Below are 22,662 nucleotides of genomic sequence, written 5' to 3'. Positions count from 1 at the left end.
TGTATTAAATTCGATGCAAAAACTACTATATGTCGCTTTACGCTTTCTCTGAAATGTAAGGTGCTATGTAGTCCTTATACCATGAAAAATGATAAAATTAGAAAACAAAACCTTAAAGGAGCCTACCCATGCCGATCTACAACAAACTAGTACGCGACGCGATACCTGAAGTAATTGCGAAAACAGGAAAAGAATTTTCAACTCGAATTTTATCAGAAGATGAGTATAGAGTGGAGTTGAAAAAGAAATTAGGTGAAGAACTTGATGAGTATAATGCAGCAAAGAATAACGAAGAAGCAGTAGAAGAGTTGGCCGACATACTTGAACTTCTTTATGCAGCTACAAAAATCCACGGATCTTCAGTTGAAGAACTCGGAAATATTCGTAAAGCAAAAGCGGAGAAACGTGGCGGTTTTGAAAAGCGGATCTTTTTAATCGAGGTAGAAGATGACTAAGCTGGAACTGGTTACTTCTCAGCTCGTTTCACATTTAGAAAGGTTATCAAAAGACGCCGTTGAAATTCAATGGATTACAGCTTTTGCGATGAAATCTGGTGTGAAGAAAATCATTCCATTCTTAAAAGAAGCTACTGAGAGAGGTGTGCCGATAAAGTTATTAGTAGGCGACTACCTTTTTGTTACACAGCCAGACGCATTACAATTACTACTTGAAGAGTTACCGTCTGCGGAAATTCGAATTTGGCGGAGCGGGGGAACTTCTTTTCATCCGAAGTCTTATTTGTTTCGAGGGACCAAAGCCTCTCAGTTAATCGTGGGATCTTCTAATTTATCAGCGTCTGCATTAACGAATGGAGTGGAGTGGAACTTAATCGCACCAACAGCAGTGGATGCAGAGGTTTTTGAAGAAGCAACTACTCAGTTCTTAAAATATTTTTATGCCGATCAAACGGTGGCTCTAAATACAGAGACATTAGCAGAATATCGATCATTACATACAAAAGCGAATATACTAAAACCCATCAGTCCGGTATGGTCAGAAGCTGAAGAAGTTGAAATAACCTTAGGACCAGCTCAGCCTCAACAACCAGAAGTGGCTGAGACCCAAGTGGTTTACAATACGCCAATTTCTCCAAGACCGGCGCAAAAAGAAGCGTTAGAAGCTTTGGACAATGTACTCGCAGAGGAATATACTCGGGCAATGGTAGTTTTAGCAACAGGTTTAGGGAAAACGTACTTAGCTGCTTTTTTTGCAGCGAAATTCAAACGCGTGTTGTTTGTCGCTCACCGCGAAGAAATTCTGACGCAAGCCGAGCAATCATTCAAGCATGTACACCCTAATAGAACGAGTTCTTTTTACAATGCTTCTGAAAAAGATACGGCTGCAGATTTTATTTTTGCTTCCATTTATACATTGAGCAGCCAATATCATTTAGACCGTTTTGAAAAAGCTGCTTTTGATTTGATTGTTGTGGATGAATTTCATCATGCAGCAGCACCAACTTACGAGCGATTATTAAATCATTTTGAGCCGAAATTTCTGTTAGGTATTACTGCCACACCAGACCGTATGGATAATAAAGATGTCTATGCTTTATGCGATGGGAACGTAGCAATTTCGATTCATTTTCTTGACGCCATCGAGCGAAATTGGCTAGCACCGTTCCATTATTACGGAGTACATGATGATACCGATTATTCAGCTATTCCGTGGAGAGGCAACCGCTATGATGAACAAGAATTACTGCAGTTACAGTTACGTGAGAGTTTTGCGGAAAAGATTTTCGATGAATGGAGCCGTTACAAACAAACGAGAACCATTGTTTTTTGTTCTTCAGTAAAACAAGCTCTTTATATGAACAACTTTTTCGAGAGTAAAGGTGTTCGCTCTATTGCCCTTCATGGTGAGTCTCATCCACAAGAACGGAAAACAGCTCGTACCAAATTAGATACTGGCGATATTGAATTGATTTTCACGGTAGATCTCTTCAATGAAGGGGTCGATATTCCGAAAGTAGATACGCTCGTTTTCATTCGACCGACAGAATCTCTGGCAGTTTATACGCAGCAAATTGGACGTGGTTTACGTATTGCAGATGGCAAAACACATTGTGTCATTATTGATTTTATCGGCAATTATCGAAATGCTGATTTGAAATTGGCTGTGTTTAATAAAGAAGAAACAACAGTAGGGAATAAGAATGTTGAGCCGCTTATTCCTCTTCAATGTGAATTTAATTTAGATTTGCAAGTCATTAATTTATTGGAAGAAATGCGTAAAAAAAGATCACCACGTAAAGAGTTGGTGGTTATGGAGTATCAAGAATTGAAGAAGGAAATGGGGAAAGGTCCAAGTTATTTGGAGTTCCATCTTCATGCTAATCTTGATTCCAAGATGGTAAAACAAGAGTTTGGGAGTTATATTGGTATGCTTGCTTACGCCGAGGAACTAACAGAATCAGAACAAAATGTCTGGTTGAAATACAAGAACTGGCTGTTAGAAGTTGAGAAAACCTTGATGACCAAAAGTTACAAACTGGTTGTTTTGAGTTATATGTTGTCAAAAGGTATGGGGAAATGGCTCGAGCCGATAACTCCACAAGAAGCGGCTCCGTTTTTCCATAGCTATTTAACGAAAAAAGATTACCGTATGAAATTAGACTTTAGTGATGCCCAGGGGAAAAGATTACGTAAGTATGATGAGAAAAAAATGGCTGATGTAATTTCGCAGATGCCGATGACAAAATGGAGCGGTAGCGCAAAAGAGGGATTAGTCACTTTTGAAAACGATATGTTCAAATTCAATTTGCAGCCCTCTCATGAAGAAAATGAGAGCTTGTATCAGTGGACTCGAGAAATAGCAGAGTACCGACTTCATGCCTATTTTGAAAAGAAATCAATATTAACTGTATTAAATTAGTTTAATGCAGGAGGAAAAAAGCGACCGCCTGTAGCGAGTTTCCTACTATTTTCAGTGGCTATTGCCCCATTAAACAGGTATCATAAAACCAACAGCTACAGGCCATTTGCAATTGCTTGGTCATAGCCATAGCTAATCAGCTAATAGGTACTATAAAAATTCGAGGGGGCTATAAGTTGGCTTATCAATTAAGAAAAAACTTTAAGCTGTTTACATTAAACTCAAATCCGGAGTTGGCACAGGAAATCGCAGATTCGCTTGGGTGCGAGCTAGGAAAAAGCGCCATTACTCACTTTAGTGATGGAGAAATTCAAATTCACATTGAAGAAAGTGTCCGCGGGGCAGATGTCTATGTGGTGCAATCGACATCGCAGCCGGGAACTGAGCATGTGATGGAGTTATTGATCATGATTGATGCGTTAAAACGTGCTTCGGTGAAAACCATTAACGTGGTTATTCCGTATTACGGCTATGCGCGCCAAGACCGAAAAGCCAGTTCGCGTGAGCCGATTACGGCAAAGCTAGTTGCGAATATGTTAGAAAAAGCAGGCGCAACCCACATCATCACGTTGGATTTACACGCTCCGCAAATTCAAGGGTTCTTTAATGTGCCAGTCGATCAATTGCTTGGCGGCAAAATTTTAGAACAGTATTTCACGGACAAAGGATTAACAGATGCGATTGTGGTAGCTCCAGACAACGGAGGACTCGGACGTGCTCGTAAACTAGCCAGTCATTTGGACGTACCTATCGGTTTTATCGATAAACGTCGGATGCACCCTGATGAGCCGGAAATGGTCAACATTGTTGGAGACATCAAAGGCAAAAACGTCATCATTATTGTCGACATCATCGATACGGCGAAGACGGTTTCGGCCGCTGCGGATGTGCTTGTGGAAAATGGCGCGAAAGCTGTTTACGCTTGTTGCACACACGCTGTATTATCTGGTGACGCCATTCAAAAAATCGAGAAATCGGCTGTGACGGAATTGGTTGTCACGAATACCATCCATGTGCCAGAAGAAAAACAAACGCCAAAAGTTAAAATTTTATCGGTTGCTCCGCTACTAGCTGAAGCGATTGAACACGTTCATAACGAAAAACCGGTTACGCCATTATTTGAATAACGGACTTGATTTTGATAAAAGGGAAGAGCTTCCTTTTGTGAAAAAACGTCCAACCAAAGCACTGCAGAAGAGAATTTTCTGCAGTGCTTTTTCAATGTGGAATTTACGTTTTCATAAGAAAATCGAATAAAAAAGGAATATTTTGTTGGAATTCGGGAATATAAATCGTATATTCCGTCAATTTTCACTTGATTGAATAAACGCTTTTATCCTTATATATGATCTACTATGTGCAAATTTTTTGTTGGAAAGGAGACTCCTATGAAAGAAGTCACAAGAGTATTTTATATTACCATTACACTTGTTATCATCGCCGTATTGGTGGCTGCACTTATGCCTGGTGCATATGAACAAGTGACAAGCAGCATTACTTCTTTACTGAGTACCGTATTCGGCTGGTATTACATGCTGATTATGACACTCGTCCTGGTAGTCGTTGGGTTTCTTATTATTAGTCCTTACGGCAATATCCGACTCGGTAACGCTGAGGATCGACCAGAATTTAGAACTCCGACTTGGGTAGCAATGCTTTTCTCAGCAGGGCTAGGAATCGGACTCGTATTCTATGGCTCCTATGAACCGCTCTCCCACTTTATCATCTCGCCGGCAACCGCAGAACCTGGAACACAAGCCGCGTTTCAGGAATCGATGCAACGCACTTTTTTCCACTACGGATTTAACGCTTGGGCAATGTATGGAATTGTCGCATTGGTACTTGCTTATTTCCAATTCCGAAAAGGCGAACGTGGTCTAATCTCTAGTACGTTAAAACCGATTTTTGGCGATAAAATGAATACGGGCTGGGGAACGATGATTGATGTTATCGCTATTTTCGCAACGGTATTTGGTGTTGCGACATCACTGGGATTTGGTGCTGTTCAAATAAACGGCGGACTCAGCTTTTTATTTGGTATTACTAACAACAATTGGAGCCAGTTAATCATTATTGCCATTATTACTGTTTTATTTCTGGCATCGGCATGGTCGGGACTTTCCAGAGGGATCAAGTATTTATCCAATATTAATATGGTATTAGCAGTTCTTCTGCTGGCATTGGTTGTCATTTTGGGACCAACTCTCCTCATTTTGAATGTCTTCACTCAATCGTTTGGTGAGTACATCCAAAATTTGATGGCAATCAGCACAAAAACCGAAGCTTTTAGTAGCGAAAATCGTCAATGGTTGGATGCATGGACAATCTTTTACTGGGCCTGGTGGATTTCTTGGGCTCCATTCGTTAGTATGTTTATCGCGCGTGTTTCTAGAGGGCGAACGATTCGCGAATTCTTAATCTATGTCGTTCTTTTGCCGACATTGTTGTGTGCGATTTGGTTTTCTACTTTTGGTGCAACGGCAATCGATATCCAACAAAGGGGCGCTGTCGATTTAACGGATGGTGCTGTAGAAACGATTTTGTTTATGGTGTTTAACGAAATGCCATTTGGTTTCGGACTTTCGATTATTGCCATTTTGTTATTGCTGACGTTCTTTATCTCGTCTGCCGATTCGGCGACGTTTGTGCTCGGTATGCAATCAACAAATGGTTCGTTAACCCCTGTCAATAGTGTCAAAATTGTCTGGGGAATTCTTCAGTCAGCGATTGCTGCTATTCTGTTATCTGTTGGTGGGCTAGCAGCCATTCAAAACACCATTATCATTGCGGCATTGCCGTTCTCGTTTGTCATGATTTTGATGATTTGGTCGCTGCTCAAAGCACTCAAAGCAGAGAAATTATACGAAGGCAAGAAAAAATAAGGCGATTCCAGTAGCGCAGCTGGAATAGACGTAAGAAAGCCGCTGATCCCCTTAACTTGGGAATCAGCGGCTTTTGTTATGTGTATCAGTTGTCGTTTACTTTTCTTTCTTGCCTGTTAATGCCAAGGCAACCCGGTCAATTCCTTCAGACAAGGTTTCTCTCGGGCAAGCTGCGTTTAAGCGTAAATAGCCGAGACCGGCAGACCCGTACTTGCTGCCTGGTTCTAATGCAACTTTCCCAGTTAACAGCAATTTTTTCATGACTTCGTCTTCGGTTAAGTTTAACTTGCTGTAGTCAATCCATAGCAAATAAGTCGATTGTGGCTTCATCACTTGTAAGCCCGGCACTTTTTTCTCTAATTCGCTACGGGCAAACTCGATGTTGTCAGCAATTGTTTTCAACATCTCTTCAAGCCAAGGCTCGCTGTCATTGTATGCAGCGGTCAAAGCAGTTGGTGCGAAGGCGTTGAGCATACCGGTACCGTGAGCCAGTGCATGTTTTTCGAGTTTTGCGCGTTTTTCTTTGTCGGTTGCGATGATCATCGCCACTTGAATGCCCGCTAAGTTAAAGGTTTTAGTCGGCGCAAGACACGTGAACACTCGGTCGCTTTCTTTGCCTGCGATTTTTGCGATTGGCGTATGACGGCTTTCACCTAACATCAAATCCCCGTGAATTTCATCGGAAATAATGAGCACGTCGTGTTTCGTACACAAGCGAAGTATTTCAGTTAGCTCGTCAACAGTCCAGACGCGTCCACCAGGGTTATGCGGGTTGCACAAGATAAAAAGCGCAGCTTGTTTTAGCTTTTCTTCAAAGTCCTTGAAATCAATCGTGTACTGACCGTCCTGCACAACGAGCGGAGAATACAGAACCTCTCGATCTTGATGCTCAGCAAGCTGGAAAAAAGGGGGATAAACAGGAGGCGTCACCACAATTTTATCGTGTTTTTCTGTAAAGGTTTCAATAATAGATGCAATGGCTGGAATGATGCCTTGGTGAAACAGCATCCAATCGGTTTCGATTTTCCAATCGTTTCGTTTTTCTTGCCAGTTGATCACGGAAGTTCGACATTCTTCACACATGAAAGAATAGCCAAAAATCGAATGCTCTACACGGTCATGCAATGCCTTTAAAATAGCTGGCGGTGCAGGGAAGTCCATATCTGCAATCCACATTGGCAAAATGTCTGACGTATCTTCAAGGCCGTAAATCTCACCTATCATGTCCCATTTAACAGAACGGGTATTTTTTCGGTCGTACACATGCTGAAAAGAATTCATAGAAAGAGCTCCCTTATCCGGTTAATTTTAAAAATCCACAGTCTTTTACTAATAGCTAACTGAAGCATAGCCCGTCCTCGTTAATCTTTCAAGTCTCGATCTTGTTGAATAGGTTAAATAATCTAGGAGGTAAATCCAATATATGTCATAATAGAAAATAATTGATTGAATTTTATAAATAGGGGCGTGGGTTATGGATAAACAGAAAACACCTCAAGAAGAAAGAGAGAAATTAAGACAAGGTGAGCAAAAGCAAAACCCAACTGGCAACTTGCGTGACGGATTTGACCGAGGCGCGGGAAACGGGAATGTAACAGACATAGCAGGTGACATGGGCTGGAAGGGCATGGCTTTATTAATTATCGTGTTAATTGTAGCGCACGTTATTTATCAATTGTTTTTTAGTTGAAAGGAGATTTTAAATGGATGGGTTGAAAATTGCTTTGTTTTTAGTGGTTTTGTTTGGTGGCATGTGGTTGGTGAAATGGTTGTTGAGAAAAAGCTTCAACATTGAAAAAGAAGAGAATGCTTGGTTTTCATACAATCACGTAAACTACTTACACAAAAAAATCGATAGGGGACTTCGTATTACAACGATGTTAGTCATGTTTGTTGTTTTGTATTTGGTCTTTTTCAAAGGGTATTCTTTCGCATTTTATATCTTTATTTGGGTGGCATTCATGTTCGTCGAATCGTCCGTAAAAGCCTTTTTCCAATGGAAATACAGTGATCAACCTAAACAATGGATTTTGACAATGGGTGAAATTATATTTTTGGTCATGGTGTCAATTATCGCGACAATCCAATTAGATTTAGTTAACCTGCAATTTTAACATCGAAAAACACCCTCATCCTTTTCGTGGATGAGGGCGTTTTTGATGAAATTTTAATGACAGCAGTGTAATTAGCACAATCATCACCGCAAAAACTAATGTTAGCTGATTCGTTGAATGATCAATTCACTCTCTAGATGCAATTAAAGTAAAAAGCTATAAAAAATGTACCTATCGATTAAGGAGTACGAAAAGGAATTATTTCAAAAGTATCTATATAATCTTTTAACACACTCAAGTCTTGCGTTTTATTCGCTAAAGCCACATGACCATCAGGGCGGATAAAATACAAAGCGTTTTGTTGGAACCCAGCTTTTTTTATTTTAGGTTCCCATGCAAATTCATGAATCTCGAAAGAATGCGAGCGAGCAAACTCTAACAGTTCTTTACTGGCTTTGCCGTATACGTGAATTTGCCAATCCACGGATCGTAAGGGCGTATAATTGTCGCGACCTGCTGTTTGGATCCACGGCAAACGCATACCGCCAAAAACTTTGCCGGCTTTGCCTTTGCTTATGGGACTGTTTCGGTAGTTGATGTGGATTTGGGACAAGATTTTAAAACCATTCTTTTTGACGAACGCCAACTTGAACATGGAAGGTAAAACATGTGGCACTACAACTTTGCGCAATAAGGTTCCGCGAAGATGCTGGTTGATGATGGTTTGGAACGCTTTGTCGGTCGTAGCGATCAATTTTCGGGCAAAACCAATCCGCTCTAATTCATAAGTATCTAATAGGGAGGGGGTAGCTTTTCCTTGGCACACCGCTGCAAGTTTCCACGATAAATTAATGGCATCCCCAATCCCGGTGTTCATCCCTTGTCCGCCTGCTGGACTATGAAGGTGTCCTGCGTCTCCTAATATAAAAACGCGTCCTTTGGAAAAGTGCTCACTCACGCGGTTATGGACGCGGTAAGTAGAAAACCAATTGACGATTGATGCTTTCACTTTAATTTTATCCTCAATATATTCGCCAATATGACGGTATTCGATATCCTTTTGATCGTTAAATTCTTCAGGGACGACACCGAGAATCCTTTTGGTGCGTGCGTTTCGTACAGACATATACAACATAAAGCCATCATCGTCCATATACATGTCCATTTTTTCCATTCTTTCTTCTAGTTTTTCGGTTTCCACATCGGCGACAAAAAATAATTGCTCGTACGTGCCACCTGGAAACTCGAATTCCATTCCTTTTCGCACCATGCTGCTGGCACCGTCACATCCGCATAAATACTCAAAGTTAGCCGATTCTTCTGGAAGTCCCTCTTTCTTTAAAACTGCAGTTACCGATTCACCTTTATTTGCAAAAGAAGACAACTCTGTACTCCATTCAATTTCGACTCCGATTTTCTTTAATTCATCCACAAGCATTTCTTCTTGTTCATCTTGCGGCAAGCTAAGGATAAACGGAAAAGGACTCAGCCCTTTACCGAAATCGTTAAATTTCAAATTGGCTTTTACTTCTTTTCCATCACTCAAATCCAGTGACAAAATCGGCTGTCCTCTACTGACGAGCCTCTCAGACAACCCCAGTTGTTGATAATGCTCCAAGATTCGCGCATGAACAGCTAAGGCACGAGAAGCTTTTCCTGTTCCAGAATTTTTTTCAATGATTCGAAAAGGAACGCCTTGATTGGCAAGGCTATGAGCAAGGGCAAGACCTGTTGGACCAGCTCCCACGATCAATATTTGTGGTTTCACGGTGAAGACCTCCTATTGAATATCAGCTATTTCCCGGTTTCTGTTTTATCTTGTACTGTTACTATATCCTTTATCGACCAATTTTAAGCACTGTTGACAAAATAATATTTATCGTTAAAATATATTTTAACGATAAATATTATTTGGGTGGTGAAAGATTGTTGAAGAATAAAAATAGTCGACATCTCTTTTTAGGAAGACTCGTTTCAACGGCCGGGGATAGTTTGTATGAAATTGCGGTTATTTGGTATGTCTTTGAACTAACGCAACATGCGTTTTACACAGGAGTAGCAGCAGCTATTGTCATGATCCCCAAATGCTTTAACTTTTTGCTAGGTCCCGTAATTGAAAGCATGAACAAAGTTAAAATCGTCGTCTATGCACAGTTTGTTCAGTTTTTTTTAATGCTCTTGATTCCTTTAGGAATTTGGCTAGGATATGAATCAGTTTTTCTTGTACTCGGGATCCTGTTTTGTATCTCATTTTTAGAGAATTTCCAAGGCACTGCTGAAGTTGCGGTAGTCCCCAAAATCATGCCAAAAGAACATCGCGGAAAGTTCAATTCTTTGATCAGCAGTTCGCAGCAAATGGTTGATATCGCGATGAAAGCAGTCTTTGCTGGGTTTATCTTAACGATTGGTGTGCAAAATATTTACTTGTTTAATGCATTTAGTTTTTTAGTAGCCGCCATCTTTTTTAGTTTGTTGAAGATCAACTCGACTACAGGGGAGCAAGAACAAAGTGTAAGAGACTGGAATGAGTATAAAACCAGTTTTAAAAGCGGATTTTCTTATTTTTTCAAATCGAAAATTGTTTTTATTTGTTTGCCTTTTTTAATCGCCAACTTTTCGTTTGGAATGACAGAAGCCATTCTCCCGGTTTACGCTCATGAAAGAGGGGGAGCTGAACAATATGGTATTTTTATACTCGCCATCACACTCGGCAATCTACTGGATCTTTACTCGTAGTAAAAGTCATGAAGTATCCGTTAGGCCAGTTAATGATGGTGTTGCCTTTGCTGTCTTTTCTTTTATGGTTTTCGTCGATTGTAATAAGCCACAATGGACTATCGACCCTCCTTTTAGGATTAACTTTTATCCCGTTTGGCATGATGAGTATTTTACTGATCACATTTTTACAAACATCTATCGAAGAACATTTGCTGGCAAGAGTATCGTCAATTATTGATAGTGTTTTAGTTTCTGCTATGCCGCTTGGTGCTTTACTTGGCGGAATTTTCGCACCCGTGATTGGTGTTGGGAACATGATGCTCGTAAGTTCAACAGGGTTACTGGCCATTGTCTTTTACTTTTTGTTCAATAAAAACATTCGATCGTTGCCGAAAATTGAAGACATTCAACTGCAAGAATAGAAAAAAGCCATTAAGCTTTTTCAGGCTTACTGGCTTTTGCGTTGGTTTCATAGCTCAGGAGCGAAAATGTATAATCTGTGGTCTCTTCTGTAGGAGTACGGTTGGTGATCAGTTTTTTGATTTCCTCAGTTACTTTCAGCCATTCATCATGAGAAAGTGAAACCGTTGCTTCAGTGTACATGGCATGCGTTTCCTCTGCATTTTCTAAATCCGATTTCAGCAAATTTGCACCTTTATTGAATGTCAAAAACATATGAGACAATAGCGCCGCTGAATGCGTACGGGCAAGTTCTCCTTCGATGTTCATAAACTCTTCGTTACTACTAAACAACGGGCGAGACGTGTAATACTTTTCGATCAAATTGCCAATTTGCTTTTCTTCACTCACTTGAATAAGCCCTGTAGCCAACAGTTTTTGAATTGGATAATACAGTCGTGAAGGCTTGTCTTCTAATTCAGCCGCAATTTCTTTTACGGTCTTATCTACTGTTTGAATGGAATACAAAATCGCTTCTATTTTAGGATCGGATATCAATTTCATCAAATCAAAATTACTCGTCATAACTTCACTCCTTTATCAATCATATAAATTAATTTTAACGGATTAAATTATTTTAACAATGGGTGATTAAAATACATTTTTAATTGTAGGAGGATTATCTATGCTACTGAAACCTATCGCAACTCAAATCGTAATAAGTAAAAAGGGGAGTAGCCATGAATTTTTTTGCATACACAACTAACAGATACGCCTTATGGGCAATTGTGGTTTTTGTCTTACACATCAGCAATACATTTACCATCTTGCCATTTTTCATCATTTCCATTTTACTTGTAGGGTCCAATTACTTTTTTGAAAAAACAAAACGAGAAAAAGAGTATGCACATCCATTCTTAGATTGGTTATGGTTGCCGATTACCGTTATTACGATTGTCCTTGTACTAATTAAATATGTTTTGTGAGTAGGAAACGGAGAATAACGATGAATATGAAAAAGGGAAGGTCTATTTTACGAATGATTGGATTAATTTTAGCCTCTATGGGCATTGGGATAAGTATCTACCTATTCAATCAGCCGGATGCAGAGAAGTTTCGGGTGTTAACGCAACTGACCTATATCTGTATCATTTTTTCCATTTTGCTTGCACTACTACTCGATAAAACAAGAAAAATGATTAACGAAGGAGGCGAAGCTATTGTTTAACGAAAAACCAATATGCATTATATGTAAAGAGGAAATAGAAGACGGTGAAATCGTACATATGAAAATGCGTTATCCAAAAAAGAGAGGAATGACCGAGATCAAAGCTTATTTGAGAAACGAAGCTCAGTTTACTTGTGAGGCTTGTTTTGGAAATAGATAGTATGTAAAAAAGGAAATAGGTATGATATTTTTTTGATATTATATCTCATTTCCCATTTAAAGGAACTATTTGTCTTCCAGTTCGTAAAGTTAGAAGGAAAGATAATTTATGGGGGCGAGTGTATGTCTAAACCAGCAATGCAATTGGTGAAGTTAAAAAAGACGATTGGGAAAAAACCGATTATTAAAGGACTGGATTTTGAGATCCAGGCTGGCGAAGTGTTCGGGTTTTTAGGACCAAACGGAGCGGGCAAGACGACCACGATCCGCATGATGGTGGGCTTGATCGACATTACTGAAGGTGATGTGTTGATCGAAGGGAAAAGTATCAAAACGGATTTCAAAAATGCGATTCAGCATGTAGGTGCAATCGTTGAAAATCCGGAGATGTACCCATTTTTAAGCGGCTGGAAAAACTTGCAGCAATACGCGCGTATGGTAGATGGTGTGACAGAAGCGCGAATGAACGAAGTGGTTTCACTTGTCGGTTTAGGTAACGCCATTCACGAAAAAGCAGGACGATATTCACTTGGAATGCGCCAGCGTCTCGGGATTGCACAAGCGTTGTTACACCGACCATCGATATTAATATTAGATGAACCAACAAATGGACTAGATCCATCAGGTATTCGAGAGATTCGTAAATACATACGCAATTTAGCAGAAAAAGAAAATGTCGCAGTCATCGTTTCTAGTCATTTGCTGTCGGAAATCGAATTAATGTGTGACCGAATCGGCATTATCAAAAATGGTGAATTGGTTGCCATTGAAAACGTACAGAGCGTCGAAACGGAAGAATCGCTTCAAGAAGTTTATATCGAAGTAGAACCGTTAGCGCCTGCTAAAACGTATTTGGAAACACAATTGGCGAACAAAATCGGCGTGACGGCGAAAGAACTTTCGATGTCGGTCAAGCGTGAAGAAATTCCAGCTATTTTGAAAAAATTAGTCGAACAAGGAATTAGCATTTACGGCGTTCGTGTGTTGCAAGCGACATTGGAAGATAAATTCTTTGACTTGATTGGAGAGAATACCATTGAGTAATTTTGTAAACTTAATCTGGAACGAACAAATAAAGTTATATGCCCAAAAATCAACGTGGGTTATGTTTATTGCCATACTCGCGATTGCCATCGGCGGCGGATTGTTAACGAAATTTATGGGGGAAGAAGCTGACTTTAAAGAATACGGCGACAACTGGCGAACGGAGCTTCAAGAAGAAAACGCACAGCTTCTCGCTGATATGGAAGCGGATGAATTTCTACAATTCGCCAATCCTCAGATCATTGCAGAAAATAACTACCATTTAGAAAACAATCTAAAACCACGGCCCTATGATGGGTGGGAATATGTGCTTGAAAACAGTTTCTTGTCATCACTAATTAGCTTGTTCACGATTGTTGTGGCAGCAGGTATAATTTCAAACGAATTTAAGTGGGGAACGATTAAGTTATTATTAATTCGTCCCATTTCCAGAACGAAGATTTTATTCTCTAAATATGTTTCCGTATTGATTTTTGCACTTACTTTGCTCCTCTTCTTGTTAGTGACTTCGTGGATTGTAGGAGCCATTCTTTTTGGCTTGAATGGTTTGAACCCGTCAATCGTTCAACAGCAAGTGGCGGGCTTTGCACAAACCGGTGTGATTGGTGAAATTGTGGAAGGGTACGGCTTGAGCCTAGTGACACTGGTAATGATGGCGACTTTTGCGTTTATGATTTCTGCGATTTTCAGAAGCAGTGGAATGGCAATTGGCTTGGCAATTTTCTTAATGATGGCAGGTAATGCGATTGTCGCATTCTTGGCACAATACGAATGGTCGAAATATATTTTATTTGCCAATACCAACTTAAAACAGTATATGGACGGTGGCATGCCGTTGAATGAAAACATGACCTTAACGTTTTCAGTGGTTGTGTTAGTCGTTTACTTTATCGTATTCTTAGGTGCAGCGTGGACCGCATTTACAAAACGCGACATCGCAGGACAATAAACCAAACTTGAGGAGGAGTAGTATGAAAAGAACAGCAGAAATGGTATTAGCAATTATCGGAGCATTGGGTTATGCATTCACCGCAGCAATTGGTGGCATGATGATTTGGCTTCAAAACAATAGAGGGGTCATGGAAGAGTCATTTAATGAAATGGCTACAGAAAACCCGAATATGGGCATGGGCGATTTTGAGGAAATGCTAGATATGCTAGGTACGGGAGGATGGTTTCTCACGGTTGCTTCAGTAGTAGCTATCATTTTAGGAATTGTCGCGATGGTCTTGCTTAAAGGCAATAAAAAACCGGTAGTCGCAGGAATCATCTTTATCGCAACAGCGGTGATTGTTGCATTTGTGAGTGGTGGAGCCGGTATTTTAGCAGGAATTTTCTACCTGATTGCTGGTATTATGGCTCTTGTAAGAAAACCTAAGACCATTATTGAAGGATAAGTTCATATAAAGAAATAGGTGACTTGAAATATACGATTGTATATTTCAAGTCATTTTTTTGTGCACCATTAAATATTCTTGGGAATTAGTTGGAACTCAATTTTGTTTAATAGGTGTGTAATTAGTTCTCTCACTGACAACTAGTTACACATGCTACTTTTGAGTGTTAAAATGAGTAATGTGAAAATTTAGAGAAAAACTTGTTACTGTGTAGGAAAGGGCGTGTAGGGAAGCAATGAATAATCACTCTCAGCTAATAGATCTGATACCTATGGGATTAATCTTTTTCGATCGAGATTATAAAATTACTCAGCTCAACAAGTTCGCTGAAAGAAAACTATATTGTAACAAGGCTGAAGTTATTGGTCGTTATTGGGATGATGTATTCCCGCGTTTGTTTACTGAAGAGCTCAGAGATGAAGAGGCGGAAATCTTTCAATTTAAATTTGCAGAAGAAAGCTTTGTAGCAAAAAAATCACTGTATTTTTTAAATGAGGATTCCGGGTTTAGTGTTTTTTTTCAAACAAAATCATCGTTAGAGGAATTTACACAAGAACTGGATTCTTATCAAGATTTAGTGCTGGATCTTAAGACGATTTTTGATACATCGTATGATGTTATTTATGTGTCAGATGGTGAAGGGAAAACTTTAAGGGTTAGTGCAGCGTGTGAGGCACTTTGGGGATATAAAGAAAGTGATTTAATCGGTAAGACGGTTTATCAGTTAGAAGAAGAAGGGGTATTCAAGCCTTCTGTTACAAGGTTGGTGCTAGAGAAAAAGGAAAAAGTATCGTTTATCCAGACAACGAAAACAGGAAGACGTTTGATGGTAGTCGGTACACCGGTTAAAGATAACGAAGGCAATGTCATTAGAGTGATCAATGCCTCAAGAGATGTCACGGAAGTAAAAGAACTAGAATCTGAAGTGGACTTATTGAGACAAATGACAGAAGGTTACCGCCAAGAAATTGAAGGGTTTCGAGCAAGAGAAGAAATCGAGAAAGAGATTATTTCCAGAAGTGAAAAAATGAAGAGCATCGTTAGTTTTTCTCAAAAAATAGCGAAGGTAGATTCTACAGTATTACTTTTAGGTGAATCTGGAGTAGGCAAAGAAGTAATTGCTTCTTTTATACATAAATGGAGCAATCGAAATAATCATCCTTTTATAACGCTCAATTGCGGCTCGATGCCGTCAAATATATTAGAAGCAGAGTTGTTTGGTTATGAAAACAAAGAACGTGAAATGGGCCTGATTGAGATGGCGAACTCGGGAACTTTGTTTCTAGAACAAATAGAAGAGATGCCTATGTCTACCCAAATAAAGTTTTTAAAAGCATTACAAGGAAAAGGGAATAAGGTCAAAACTAGCAATATCAGAATAATAACGGCATCTAGTAAAAACCTTAGAAAAAAAGTAGAAGAGGGTGATTTTAGAGAAGATTTATATTATCTACTAAACGTCGTTCCAATCATGATCCCTCCTTTGAGAGAACGGAATGAAGATATTATTCCTTTAATCATTCACTTTACCGAACAATTGAATCAGAAATATAGCGAAGAGAAAAAATTTCAACCTCGGGTATTAAGAAAATTGCAGGAATATTCATGGCCTGGGAATGTTCAGGAATTGCAAAACATAATTGAACGGTTATTTGTAACTTCAGAGGGAGGATTAATCGAACTAGAAGATCTTCCGGAATATATTAACGTGGACAATATTAGTGAAAAAACTATCAGTATTAACAAAATCATGCCGCTTAAAGAAGCGGTGGCATTACTTGAAAAAGAACTATTAGAAATGACGGAAAAGAAGTACGGGTCTACAACAAAAATTGCGGAAGTATTACAGGTAAACCAATCTACTATCAGCAGAAAACTTCAGAAATATACGAGAGGGAAAAATTAATGCAAAAACGCATAATAACTATGCTTTTTTACATAGTTATTATCACTTACGATATTAATGATTTTCCTCAGTATTATAGCTTTAAATATTAAAAAACTATGCAATATTGCATAGTTTTTTAATATTTAAAGTATTGTGACAATAAAATAATGGTGTTATAAATAGGTACAAGATTCAAAGGGGAAGGAGGTGTAAGAAAACTGGAAAATGAAAAACTGACAGTTGCAGCTATCCAAATGAATGCCATTCCTTATGATCTTCAAGGAAATTTAGAAGAAGCGAAAAAGCTAATAGAAGAAGCGGTTCAAAAAAGCGCAAAACTAGTGGTGCTCCCTGAACTATTTAATACCGGCTATAGAGTAGAAGACAAAGATGTAGAATTGGCAGAAACTATTCCTGGTTACACGATTAATTGGTTGGAACAGATTGCGAAACAGCATAATATCTACTTGTCGACAGCTATTTTAGAAAAAGGGGATGTTAAAGGAATTGTATACGATACGGCTATTTTGATTGGACCGGAAGGATTAATCGGAAATTACCGCAAAACACATCTCTGGAATGTTGAGAACATTAGATTTGCTAAAGGAGATAACCTACCAGTTTTTAAAACTTCGATTGGAAATATCGGACTTCAAATTTGTTATGAAATCGGATTTCCTGAAGGAGCGAGAATTTTAGCCTTGAAAGGTGCTGACATCATTTTATATCCATCAGCATTTGGAAAAGCTCGAAGATATGCTTGGGATATTGCTACACGAGCGAGAGCTTTGGAAAACGGGGTTTTTGTAATTGCTTCTAATAGAACAGGGATTGAAAAAGGGGAAACTGTATTTGGCGGTGGCAGTGCCATAATAGATCCTTTTGGAAAGGTTTTAGTTCACACGGAAGAGGAAAGAGATGTTATCGTTTCAGAAATTGACTTGAACAAAGTCACAGAGCATCGGAGAACCTTACCTTATTTAAGAGATCTAAATAAAAACTTATTTACGCAAGAGCTCCAACAAATTCAAAAATCCTCAGATGAATAAAGTTATTCGTTTAAAAGAATTATGAATTTAAAGCGCTTACAAAAAAGCGTGTTTACAGTTGGATAAATAAACTTAATAAGAAAAGAGGGAAAACATGAGAAAAAACTCGCTGATTTCAAAAGATATTATACCTACAAAGGGAAAAAACAGAGTTATATCTGGATGGGGATTTTTTAACATTTGGGTAGGGATGGCCGTCATTATCGCTACATTTCAAATTGGTGCCAACGGTATTGAATCGATGTCGTTATGGCAACTTGCAGGGGCAATTTTATTAGCAAACTTAATCATCGCAATCATTGGTAGTTTGAGTGGCGATATTGGTATAGAACACGGATTGTCATTTGCTGCTTATATGCGTGCTCCTTTTGGAACAGCGGGAGTTCATATTCCAGCTATCAGTCGAGGAATTATTGCGGCGATATGGTTTGGTATTCAAACGTATCTAGGAGCAACAGCGATTAACTATATTGTAAACATGTTAACAGGCTTTGATTCTTGGTTTGTATGGTACTTAGTGTTTGCTGCCGTTCAAATAATTAATACCGCTATCGGAATTAAAGCAGTAGATCGCTTTGCAGCTATTGCAGCACCTGCGATTATTGTGATATCTGTTTGGATTTTCATAGATATGGTAGGGTTGGCCGCTGATAATGGGATAAACGTATTTAACTATGTTGGCACGACACAATCTACTACATGGTTTTTGGTTATGGTCGCCAATATGGGATTCTGGTCTGCTTTAGCTGTCGATATTCCAAATATCACTCGCTATGTAAAAGCACCAATGAATGAACGTAATTGGTTTAAGCGAAACAAAAATAATTATTTGCCTCATATTATTGCATTGCCGCTCGTTCAAACTTTCATGGGCGTTATTGGGGCAGTCAGCCTTCTTGCAGCGGGGCTTTGGAATCCAATTGAAGTTATTCAAGCAACTTCTTCAGGCTGGGTCTTGATCATTCTTTTAACGATGGTCGTATTAGCTCAATGGTCAACAAACTCTGCAGCAAATTTAATCCCTGCTTCATTAACGTTCGTTAACGCAGGCGCTAAATTCAACTTATCTTATACATCAGGGATTGTCATTGCTGGAGTAGTGGGTACCTTGTTCCAGCCGTGGTCGATACTCAATCAGTTATTTACTTTCTTAGGTTATTACGGAGCTATTTTATCAGCAGTAGCGGGTATCATCATTTGTGATTATTACATCATTCGCAAAAGACGTCTTGCCGTACGAGATTTGTATGATCCACAAGGGCAATTCAGATTTGATAAAGGTGTCAACTGGGCAGGAATGATTGCATGGATTGCTGCAGGAGGACTGGCAGTTTACTTTATCCAATATATGTACCTTGTTGGATTCCCGCTTGGGGTTATTTTCTACTATCTATTGATGAAATTCTGGTATTTGAAAAAACATCCACAAAAAGAAGTCGTATCCAATTATTCAGATGCGTACCTTGGCACAACTGTGGGCAGAGATTGGGAAGTAGAAGGTTTGGTTGAAGAACAGCCAAATTCAAAAGGAGATTGGGAAATAGATCAGTTAAATCCGGCACCGAATGATGTCGTGAAACCGTAACTTTTTCAGAAAGCATAATTTGATGTTTCTAAAATATGATTGAAGGAGAGAAATGGAAAATGGCAAAAAAAGAAATTTTAGTGGCTTATGGAGTAGATGTAGATGCAGTAGCCGGGTGGCTAGGTTCGTACGGAGGAGAAGATTCTCCAGATGATATTTCTCGAGGACTATTTGCAGGGGAAATAGGAGCTCCGCGATTACTTGATTTATTCGATAAGTACAATCTGAAAACGACATGGTTCATTCCAGGACATTCAATCGAAACTTTTCCAGAGCAAATGAAAGATGTTCATACAAGAGGACATGAAATTGGAATCCACGGTTATTCTCATGAAAACCCGATTGCGATGACAGCTCAGCAAGAAGAAGCAGTATTATTGAAATCTATCACTTTAGTAGAAGAATTAACCGGGAAAAAACCAACGGGTTACGTGGCACCGTGGTGGGAGTTTTCCAATATAACGAATGAGTTACTTCACAAAAACGGCATTAAATATGATCATAGTTTAATGCATAACGATTTTTCACCCTATTACGTTAGAATTGGTGACAGCTGGACAAAAATTGACTATTCTAAGTCGGCTGAAGAATGGATGAAGCCATTAGTGCGAGGAAAAGAAACGAGTTTGATAGAAATTCCAGCAAACTGGTATTTAGATGACCTGCCACCAATGATGTTCATCAAAAAATCACCGAACAGCCATGGCTTTGTAAATCCTCGGGATATTGAACAAATGTGGATGGACCAATTCGACTGGGTTTATGAAAATATGGAACATGCCGTATTTACAATGACGATTCACCCGGATGTAAGTGGTCGGCCACAAGTTTTGAAAATGCACGAACGGATTATTGAACACATTAACAAGCATGAGGGAGTTAAATGGGTGACATTTGACGAAATTGCAGATGATTTTTCAAAGCGAAATCCATTTAAAGGATAGACCTCATTTATAAAATAATCCGCTCTTATTATAAGAGCGGATTCATCTGTTTATATAACAAAGGAAAGGATGATTTTGGAATGTGCATTCTATGTGGAGAGTTCGTCATGCAAATACACTGGACCGACCAAACCTCGAATGATGATGGAGAGATTCTAGTAGGTGATCTTCAACGTAGTCGTCATAGAACACGGCTGCAACGTGCTAAATTATCCAACAAAATCCTGCATTACTACCGCCTAAAACTGGAAGACTGGAATAGCAGTAAGTTTGTTTTACGAGACCTTAAAGGAAATCAAGAAATTGTCCATGACCTTGGTGCACTTTGGGGAACCGCAGAAAAGATGATTGGGAGACCTGTAAATCCGCTAGATCCGCATTTGCTACAGCAAATTGAAGAAGAACAACGGCAGCTATTAGGAGCGGAACGATCATGACAAAAACAAATAAGAAACCGATTACGATTATTACAGGTTGTTTAGGCAGCGGAAAAACGACCTTGTTACGGCAACTACTAAAAGAACCTCAATTGCAGCATAATACAGCGGTAATTGTAAATGAATTTGGTAAAGTAGGGCTGGACCATCACTTATTGAAAAAAGCTGACGAAAAGACGACCCTTCTAAAAGGAGGGTGTATTTGCTGTAATAACCGTGAAGATCTAGAAAATGAACTTAAATCGTTCTTAAGTATGGACCACAATAAAGAAGCAGCTATCAACCGGATTGTCATCGAAACAACCGGGATGGCTGACCCAGCCCCTATTCTATTCACGATTTTAACAAATCCACTGCTACAGCATCATTACTATATTGATAGCGTTGTTGTAACTGTAGACACAAAGAACGGTATGCTTCATATGAAGAACAATCCGGAATTGATAAAACAAGTGATTGTAGCAGATAAAATTGTTTTAACTAAAACCGATATTTCAACAACGGCAGAAAAAGAAATGCTGATTCAACAGCTGAAAAGAATCAACCCTTCTTGTGAAATACTAGAAGCCGTTCATGGCAATATCGATTTCGATGACTTAAAAGGAGATTATCGACAACTGTCACGCACTGTAGTGCAAAAAGAAATACCTGATTTAGAAAGCAAAAATCATTACTCTTCTACGATTCAGTCTATATCTTTTACCTTTCATAACCCGTTGGATTGGACAGCTTTCGGCTTGTGGCTAAGTGCACTTCTTCATGCAAATGGCGAAGATATTCTGCGTGTCAAAGGATTATTGGATGTTGGAGAAGAGGGGCCAATTGTCTTAAATGGAGTACAACATATCATCCACCCTCCAGAACACTTAGATGCTTGGCCCGAAGAAGAACACCATTCACATTTAGTATTTATTTTAAGAACGATTCAACCTGCGGAAATCGAAAGGTCTCTGAAAGCTTTCCAATATTTTTTAGGAACAAATATTGATGTATTGGAGTTAAATGCGGCTCTTTAATCTAGTAGAAATCTGAAAAAGGAAAAGAAATGCTATTGAAATAGCTTTTCTTTTCCTTTTTTAAGTGGATTAGTCTTTTTTACACGTTCTTCTAAAGCTGAGGAGCTGATAGATGAACTTACGAGGCGATGTCCTTCATTGGAATTTTAGTATTTTCTTAAAGCTTTTTTAGTATTATGATCCATTACTGTTAGCACCTTCTTATAAAAAGAATATGAATGTTATTTCAAAGAAAAGTAAGGTGAAAAGCTCAACTATCTTTTATAAAGTCATTTGTAGAAAAGTAACTATCCTATACAATCTAATATAAAGGAGAGATGTTCTATGACAAAGATATTATTACTCTTAGCCAATGGATTTGAAGCTTCTGAAGCGAGTGTTTTCACGGATGTAATGGGGTGGAACAAGTGGGAAGGAGACGGCTCTACAGAAGTAGTGACTGTCGGAAAACACTCACAGCTGCAATGTACGTGGAACTTTCAAGTGATTCCGGAGCAGCAATTGAGTGACATTTCATTAGAAGAATTTGATGCTTTAGCGATTCCTGGTGGTTTTGAAGAAGCAGGATTTTATGAAGACGCATTTAGCCAAGATTTTCAAGAGGTAGTGCGTTATTTTGATGCGCATAAAAAACCGATTGCTTCGATTTGTGTCGCTGCATTGATGGTGGCGCATAGCGGTGTTTTGAAAAACAAAAGAGCCACAACTTACGATCACCCAACAAGTAAACGGCGCGATCAATTAAAACAATACGGTGTTCAAGTGATCGACCAGCGAATTGTCTGTGATGATCACATCATCACTTCTTCAAACCCTGGAACGGCATTTGATGTGGCTTTTAGACTGCTTGAAATGGTTACATCAAAGGAGAATAAAGACAAAGTAAAAGAATTGATGGGATTTGTATGATGAGATGTTAGAAGGGAAGAATAATGCACTTAGCGAATTACCTACACTACAGAATTTTTAAAAGAAGTGAGTGAAT

24 protein-coding genes are annotated in these 22,662 nt (G+C 39.0%); 21 read left to right on the top strand and 3 right to left on the bottom strand.

Annotated features, from left to right (window positions below; translation table 11 throughout):
* Positions 1–128: 128 nt before the first annotated feature.
* The 4 genes from MLE13_RS03490 (at position 129) to MLE13_RS03475 (ending at position 5,759) form a co-directional block, all read left to right on the top strand.
* A complete protein-coding gene (locus tag MLE13_RS03490; RefSeq protein WP_240748076.1) occupies positions 129–455 on the top strand; it encodes a nucleoside triphosphate pyrophosphohydrolase in 327 nt (108 codons plus the stop codon).
* Entirely contained in the window at positions 448–2,877 is a 2,430-nt protein-coding gene (locus MLE13_RS03485) for a DEAD/DEAH box helicase family protein (protein ID WP_240748075.1), read from the top strand. The genes MLE13_RS03490 and MLE13_RS03485 overlap by 8 nt, the downstream gene beginning before the upstream one ends.
* A gap of 176 nt (positions 2,878–3,053) precedes the next feature.
* The gene (locus MLE13_RS03480; protein ID WP_240748074.1) at positions 3,054–4,004 is read left to right on the top strand and encodes a ribose-phosphate diphosphokinase; all 951 of its coding nucleotides are present in this window, start codon (positions 3,054–3,056) and stop codon (positions 4,002–4,004) included.
* 261 nt (positions 4,005–4,265) lie between these two features.
* On the top strand, positions 4,266–5,759 hold the full coding sequence (locus tag MLE13_RS03475; RefSeq protein ID WP_240748073.1) for a BCCT family transporter: 1,494 nt from the start codon (positions 4,266–4,268) through the stop codon (positions 5,757–5,759).
* Positions 5,760–5,855: 96 nt separating this feature from the next.
* Here MLE13_RS03475 and MLE13_RS03470 read toward each other — a convergent pair whose 3' ends face one another.
* On the bottom strand, positions 5,856–7,040 hold the full coding sequence (locus MLE13_RS03470; protein ID WP_240748072.1) for a MalY/PatB family protein: 1,185 nt from the start codon (positions 7,038–7,040) through the stop codon (positions 5,856–5,858).
* A 193-nt stretch (positions 7,041–7,233) separates the two neighbouring features.
* Here MLE13_RS03470 and MLE13_RS03465 point away from each other — a divergent pair, with 193 nt between their 5' ends.
* Positions 7,234–7,449, top strand: coding sequence for a DUF6366 family protein (locus MLE13_RS03465; protein ID WP_240748071.1), 216 nt, complete (start codon positions 7,234–7,236; stop codon positions 7,447–7,449).
* 13 nt (positions 7,450–7,462) lie between these two features.
* The gene (locus MLE13_RS03460; protein ID WP_240748070.1) at positions 7,463–7,873 is read left to right on the top strand and encodes a DUF4181 domain-containing protein; all 411 of its coding nucleotides are present in this window, start codon (positions 7,463–7,465) and stop codon (positions 7,871–7,873) included.
* Positions 7,874–8,051: 178 nt separating this feature from the next.
* On the opposite strand, the gene MLE13_RS03455 is transcribed toward MLE13_RS03460, so the two are convergent.
* Complete coding sequence (locus MLE13_RS03455) at positions 8,052–9,581, bottom strand: FAD-dependent oxidoreductase (RefSeq protein ID WP_240748069.1); 1,530 nt, start codon at positions 9,579–9,581, stop codon at positions 8,052–8,054.
* Positions 9,582–9,739: 158 nt separating this feature from the next.
* Between MLE13_RS03455 and MLE13_RS03450 the strand changes: the two genes are divergently transcribed.
* Positions 9,740–10,549, top strand: coding sequence for an MFS transporter (locus tag MLE13_RS03450; protein ID WP_240748068.1), 810 nt, complete (start codon positions 9,740–9,742; stop codon positions 10,547–10,549).
* Positions 10,550–10,557: 8 nt separating this feature from the next.
* The gene (locus tag MLE13_RS03445; protein ID WP_240748067.1) at positions 10,558–10,953 is read left to right on the top strand and encodes a hypothetical protein; all 396 of its coding nucleotides are present in this window, start codon (positions 10,558–10,560) and stop codon (positions 10,951–10,953) included.
* Between the two features lie 10 nt (positions 10,954–10,963).
* On the opposite strand, the gene MLE13_RS03440 is transcribed toward MLE13_RS03445, so the two are convergent.
* Entirely contained in the window at positions 10,964–11,515 is a 552-nt protein-coding gene (locus tag MLE13_RS03440) for a winged helix-turn-helix domain-containing protein (protein WP_240748066.1), read from the bottom strand.
* 155 nt (positions 11,516–11,670) lie between these two features.
* Here MLE13_RS03440 and MLE13_RS03435 point away from each other — a divergent pair, with 155 nt between their 5' ends.
* The 13 genes from MLE13_RS03435 to MLE13_RS03375 all read left to right on the top strand — a co-directional run bounded on the left by MLE13_RS03435 (position 11,671) and on the right by MLE13_RS03375 (position 22,586).
* Positions 11,671–11,916, top strand: coding sequence for a hypothetical protein (locus tag MLE13_RS03435; protein ID WP_240748065.1), 246 nt, complete (start codon positions 11,671–11,673; stop codon positions 11,914–11,916).
* A gap of 20 nt (positions 11,917–11,936) precedes the next feature.
* A complete protein-coding gene (locus MLE13_RS03430) occupies positions 11,937–12,158 on the top strand; it encodes a hypothetical protein (protein WP_240748064.1) in 222 nt (73 codons plus the stop codon).
* Positions 12,151–12,318, top strand: a complete 168-nt coding sequence (locus MLE13_RS03425; RefSeq protein WP_240748063.1) for a Fe3+ hydroxamate ABC transporter substrate-binding protein — start codon at positions 12,151–12,153, stop codon at positions 12,316–12,318. Before MLE13_RS03430 ends, MLE13_RS03425 begins: the two co-directional genes overlap by 8 nt.
* Before the next feature lie 122 nt (positions 12,319–12,440).
* Positions 12,441–13,361: an ABC transporter ATP-binding protein gene (locus tag MLE13_RS03420; protein WP_240748062.1), complete on the top strand. Its 921-nt coding sequence runs from the start codon at positions 12,441–12,443 to the stop codon at positions 13,359–13,361.
* The gene (locus MLE13_RS03415; RefSeq protein ID WP_240748061.1) at positions 13,354–14,310 is read left to right on the top strand and encodes an ABC transporter permease; all 957 of its coding nucleotides are present in this window, start codon (positions 13,354–13,356) and stop codon (positions 14,308–14,310) included. Before MLE13_RS03420 ends, MLE13_RS03415 begins: the two co-directional genes overlap by 8 nt.
* Before the next feature lie 22 nt (positions 14,311–14,332).
* Positions 14,333–14,758: a DUF4064 domain-containing protein gene (locus tag MLE13_RS03410; RefSeq protein ID WP_240748060.1), complete on the top strand. Its 426-nt coding sequence runs from the start codon at positions 14,333–14,335 to the stop codon at positions 14,756–14,758.
* 235 nt (positions 14,759–14,993) lie between these two features.
* Positions 14,994–16,664 carry a sigma 54-interacting transcriptional regulator gene (locus MLE13_RS03405; protein ID WP_240748059.1) on the top strand — a complete coding sequence of 557 codons (1,671 nt, stop codon included), beginning with the start codon at positions 14,994–14,996 and terminating at the stop codon, positions 16,662–16,664.
* Positions 16,665–16,825: 161 nt separating this feature from the next.
* Positions 16,826–17,695 carry a carbon-nitrogen hydrolase family protein gene (locus tag MLE13_RS03400; protein WP_346429153.1) on the top strand — a complete coding sequence of 290 codons (870 nt, stop codon included), beginning with the start codon at positions 16,826–16,828 and terminating at the stop codon, positions 17,693–17,695.
* 94 nt (positions 17,696–17,789) lie between these two features.
* Complete coding sequence (locus MLE13_RS03395; protein WP_240748057.1) at positions 17,790–19,280, top strand: NCS1 family transporter; 1,491 nt, start codon at positions 17,790–17,792, stop codon at positions 19,278–19,280.
* A 59-nt stretch (positions 19,281–19,339) separates the two neighbouring features.
* Positions 19,340–20,224: a polysaccharide deacetylase family protein gene (locus tag MLE13_RS03390; RefSeq protein ID WP_240748056.1), complete on the top strand. Its 885-nt coding sequence runs from the start codon at positions 19,340–19,342 to the stop codon at positions 20,222–20,224.
* A gap of 107 nt (positions 20,225–20,331) precedes the next feature.
* Entirely contained in the window at positions 20,332–20,661 is a 330-nt protein-coding gene (locus MLE13_RS03385) for a hypothetical protein (protein ID WP_240748055.1), read from the top strand.
* Positions 20,658–21,677, top strand: a complete 1,020-nt coding sequence (locus MLE13_RS03380; RefSeq protein ID WP_240748054.1) for a CobW family GTP-binding protein — start codon at positions 20,658–20,660, stop codon at positions 21,675–21,677. The genes MLE13_RS03385 and MLE13_RS03380 overlap by 4 nt, the downstream gene beginning before the upstream one ends.
* Positions 21,678–22,001: 324 nt before the next feature.
* Positions 22,002–22,586 (top strand): DJ-1/PfpI family protein, encoded by a 585-nt coding sequence (locus MLE13_RS03375; RefSeq protein ID WP_240748053.1) that lies wholly within the window; start codon positions 22,002–22,004, stop codon positions 22,584–22,586.
* The last annotated feature ends 76 nt before the right edge of the window (positions 22,587–22,662 follow it).

It is taken from the genome of Planococcus halocryophilus, from assembly GCF_022489025.1.
Lineage (GTDB): Bacteria > Bacillota > Bacilli > Bacillales_A > Planococcaceae > Planococcus > Planococcus halocryophilus_A.
The sequence above is the reverse complement of the archived record's forward strand: the minus strand, read 5'-3'. Positions and strand labels throughout refer to the sequence as shown.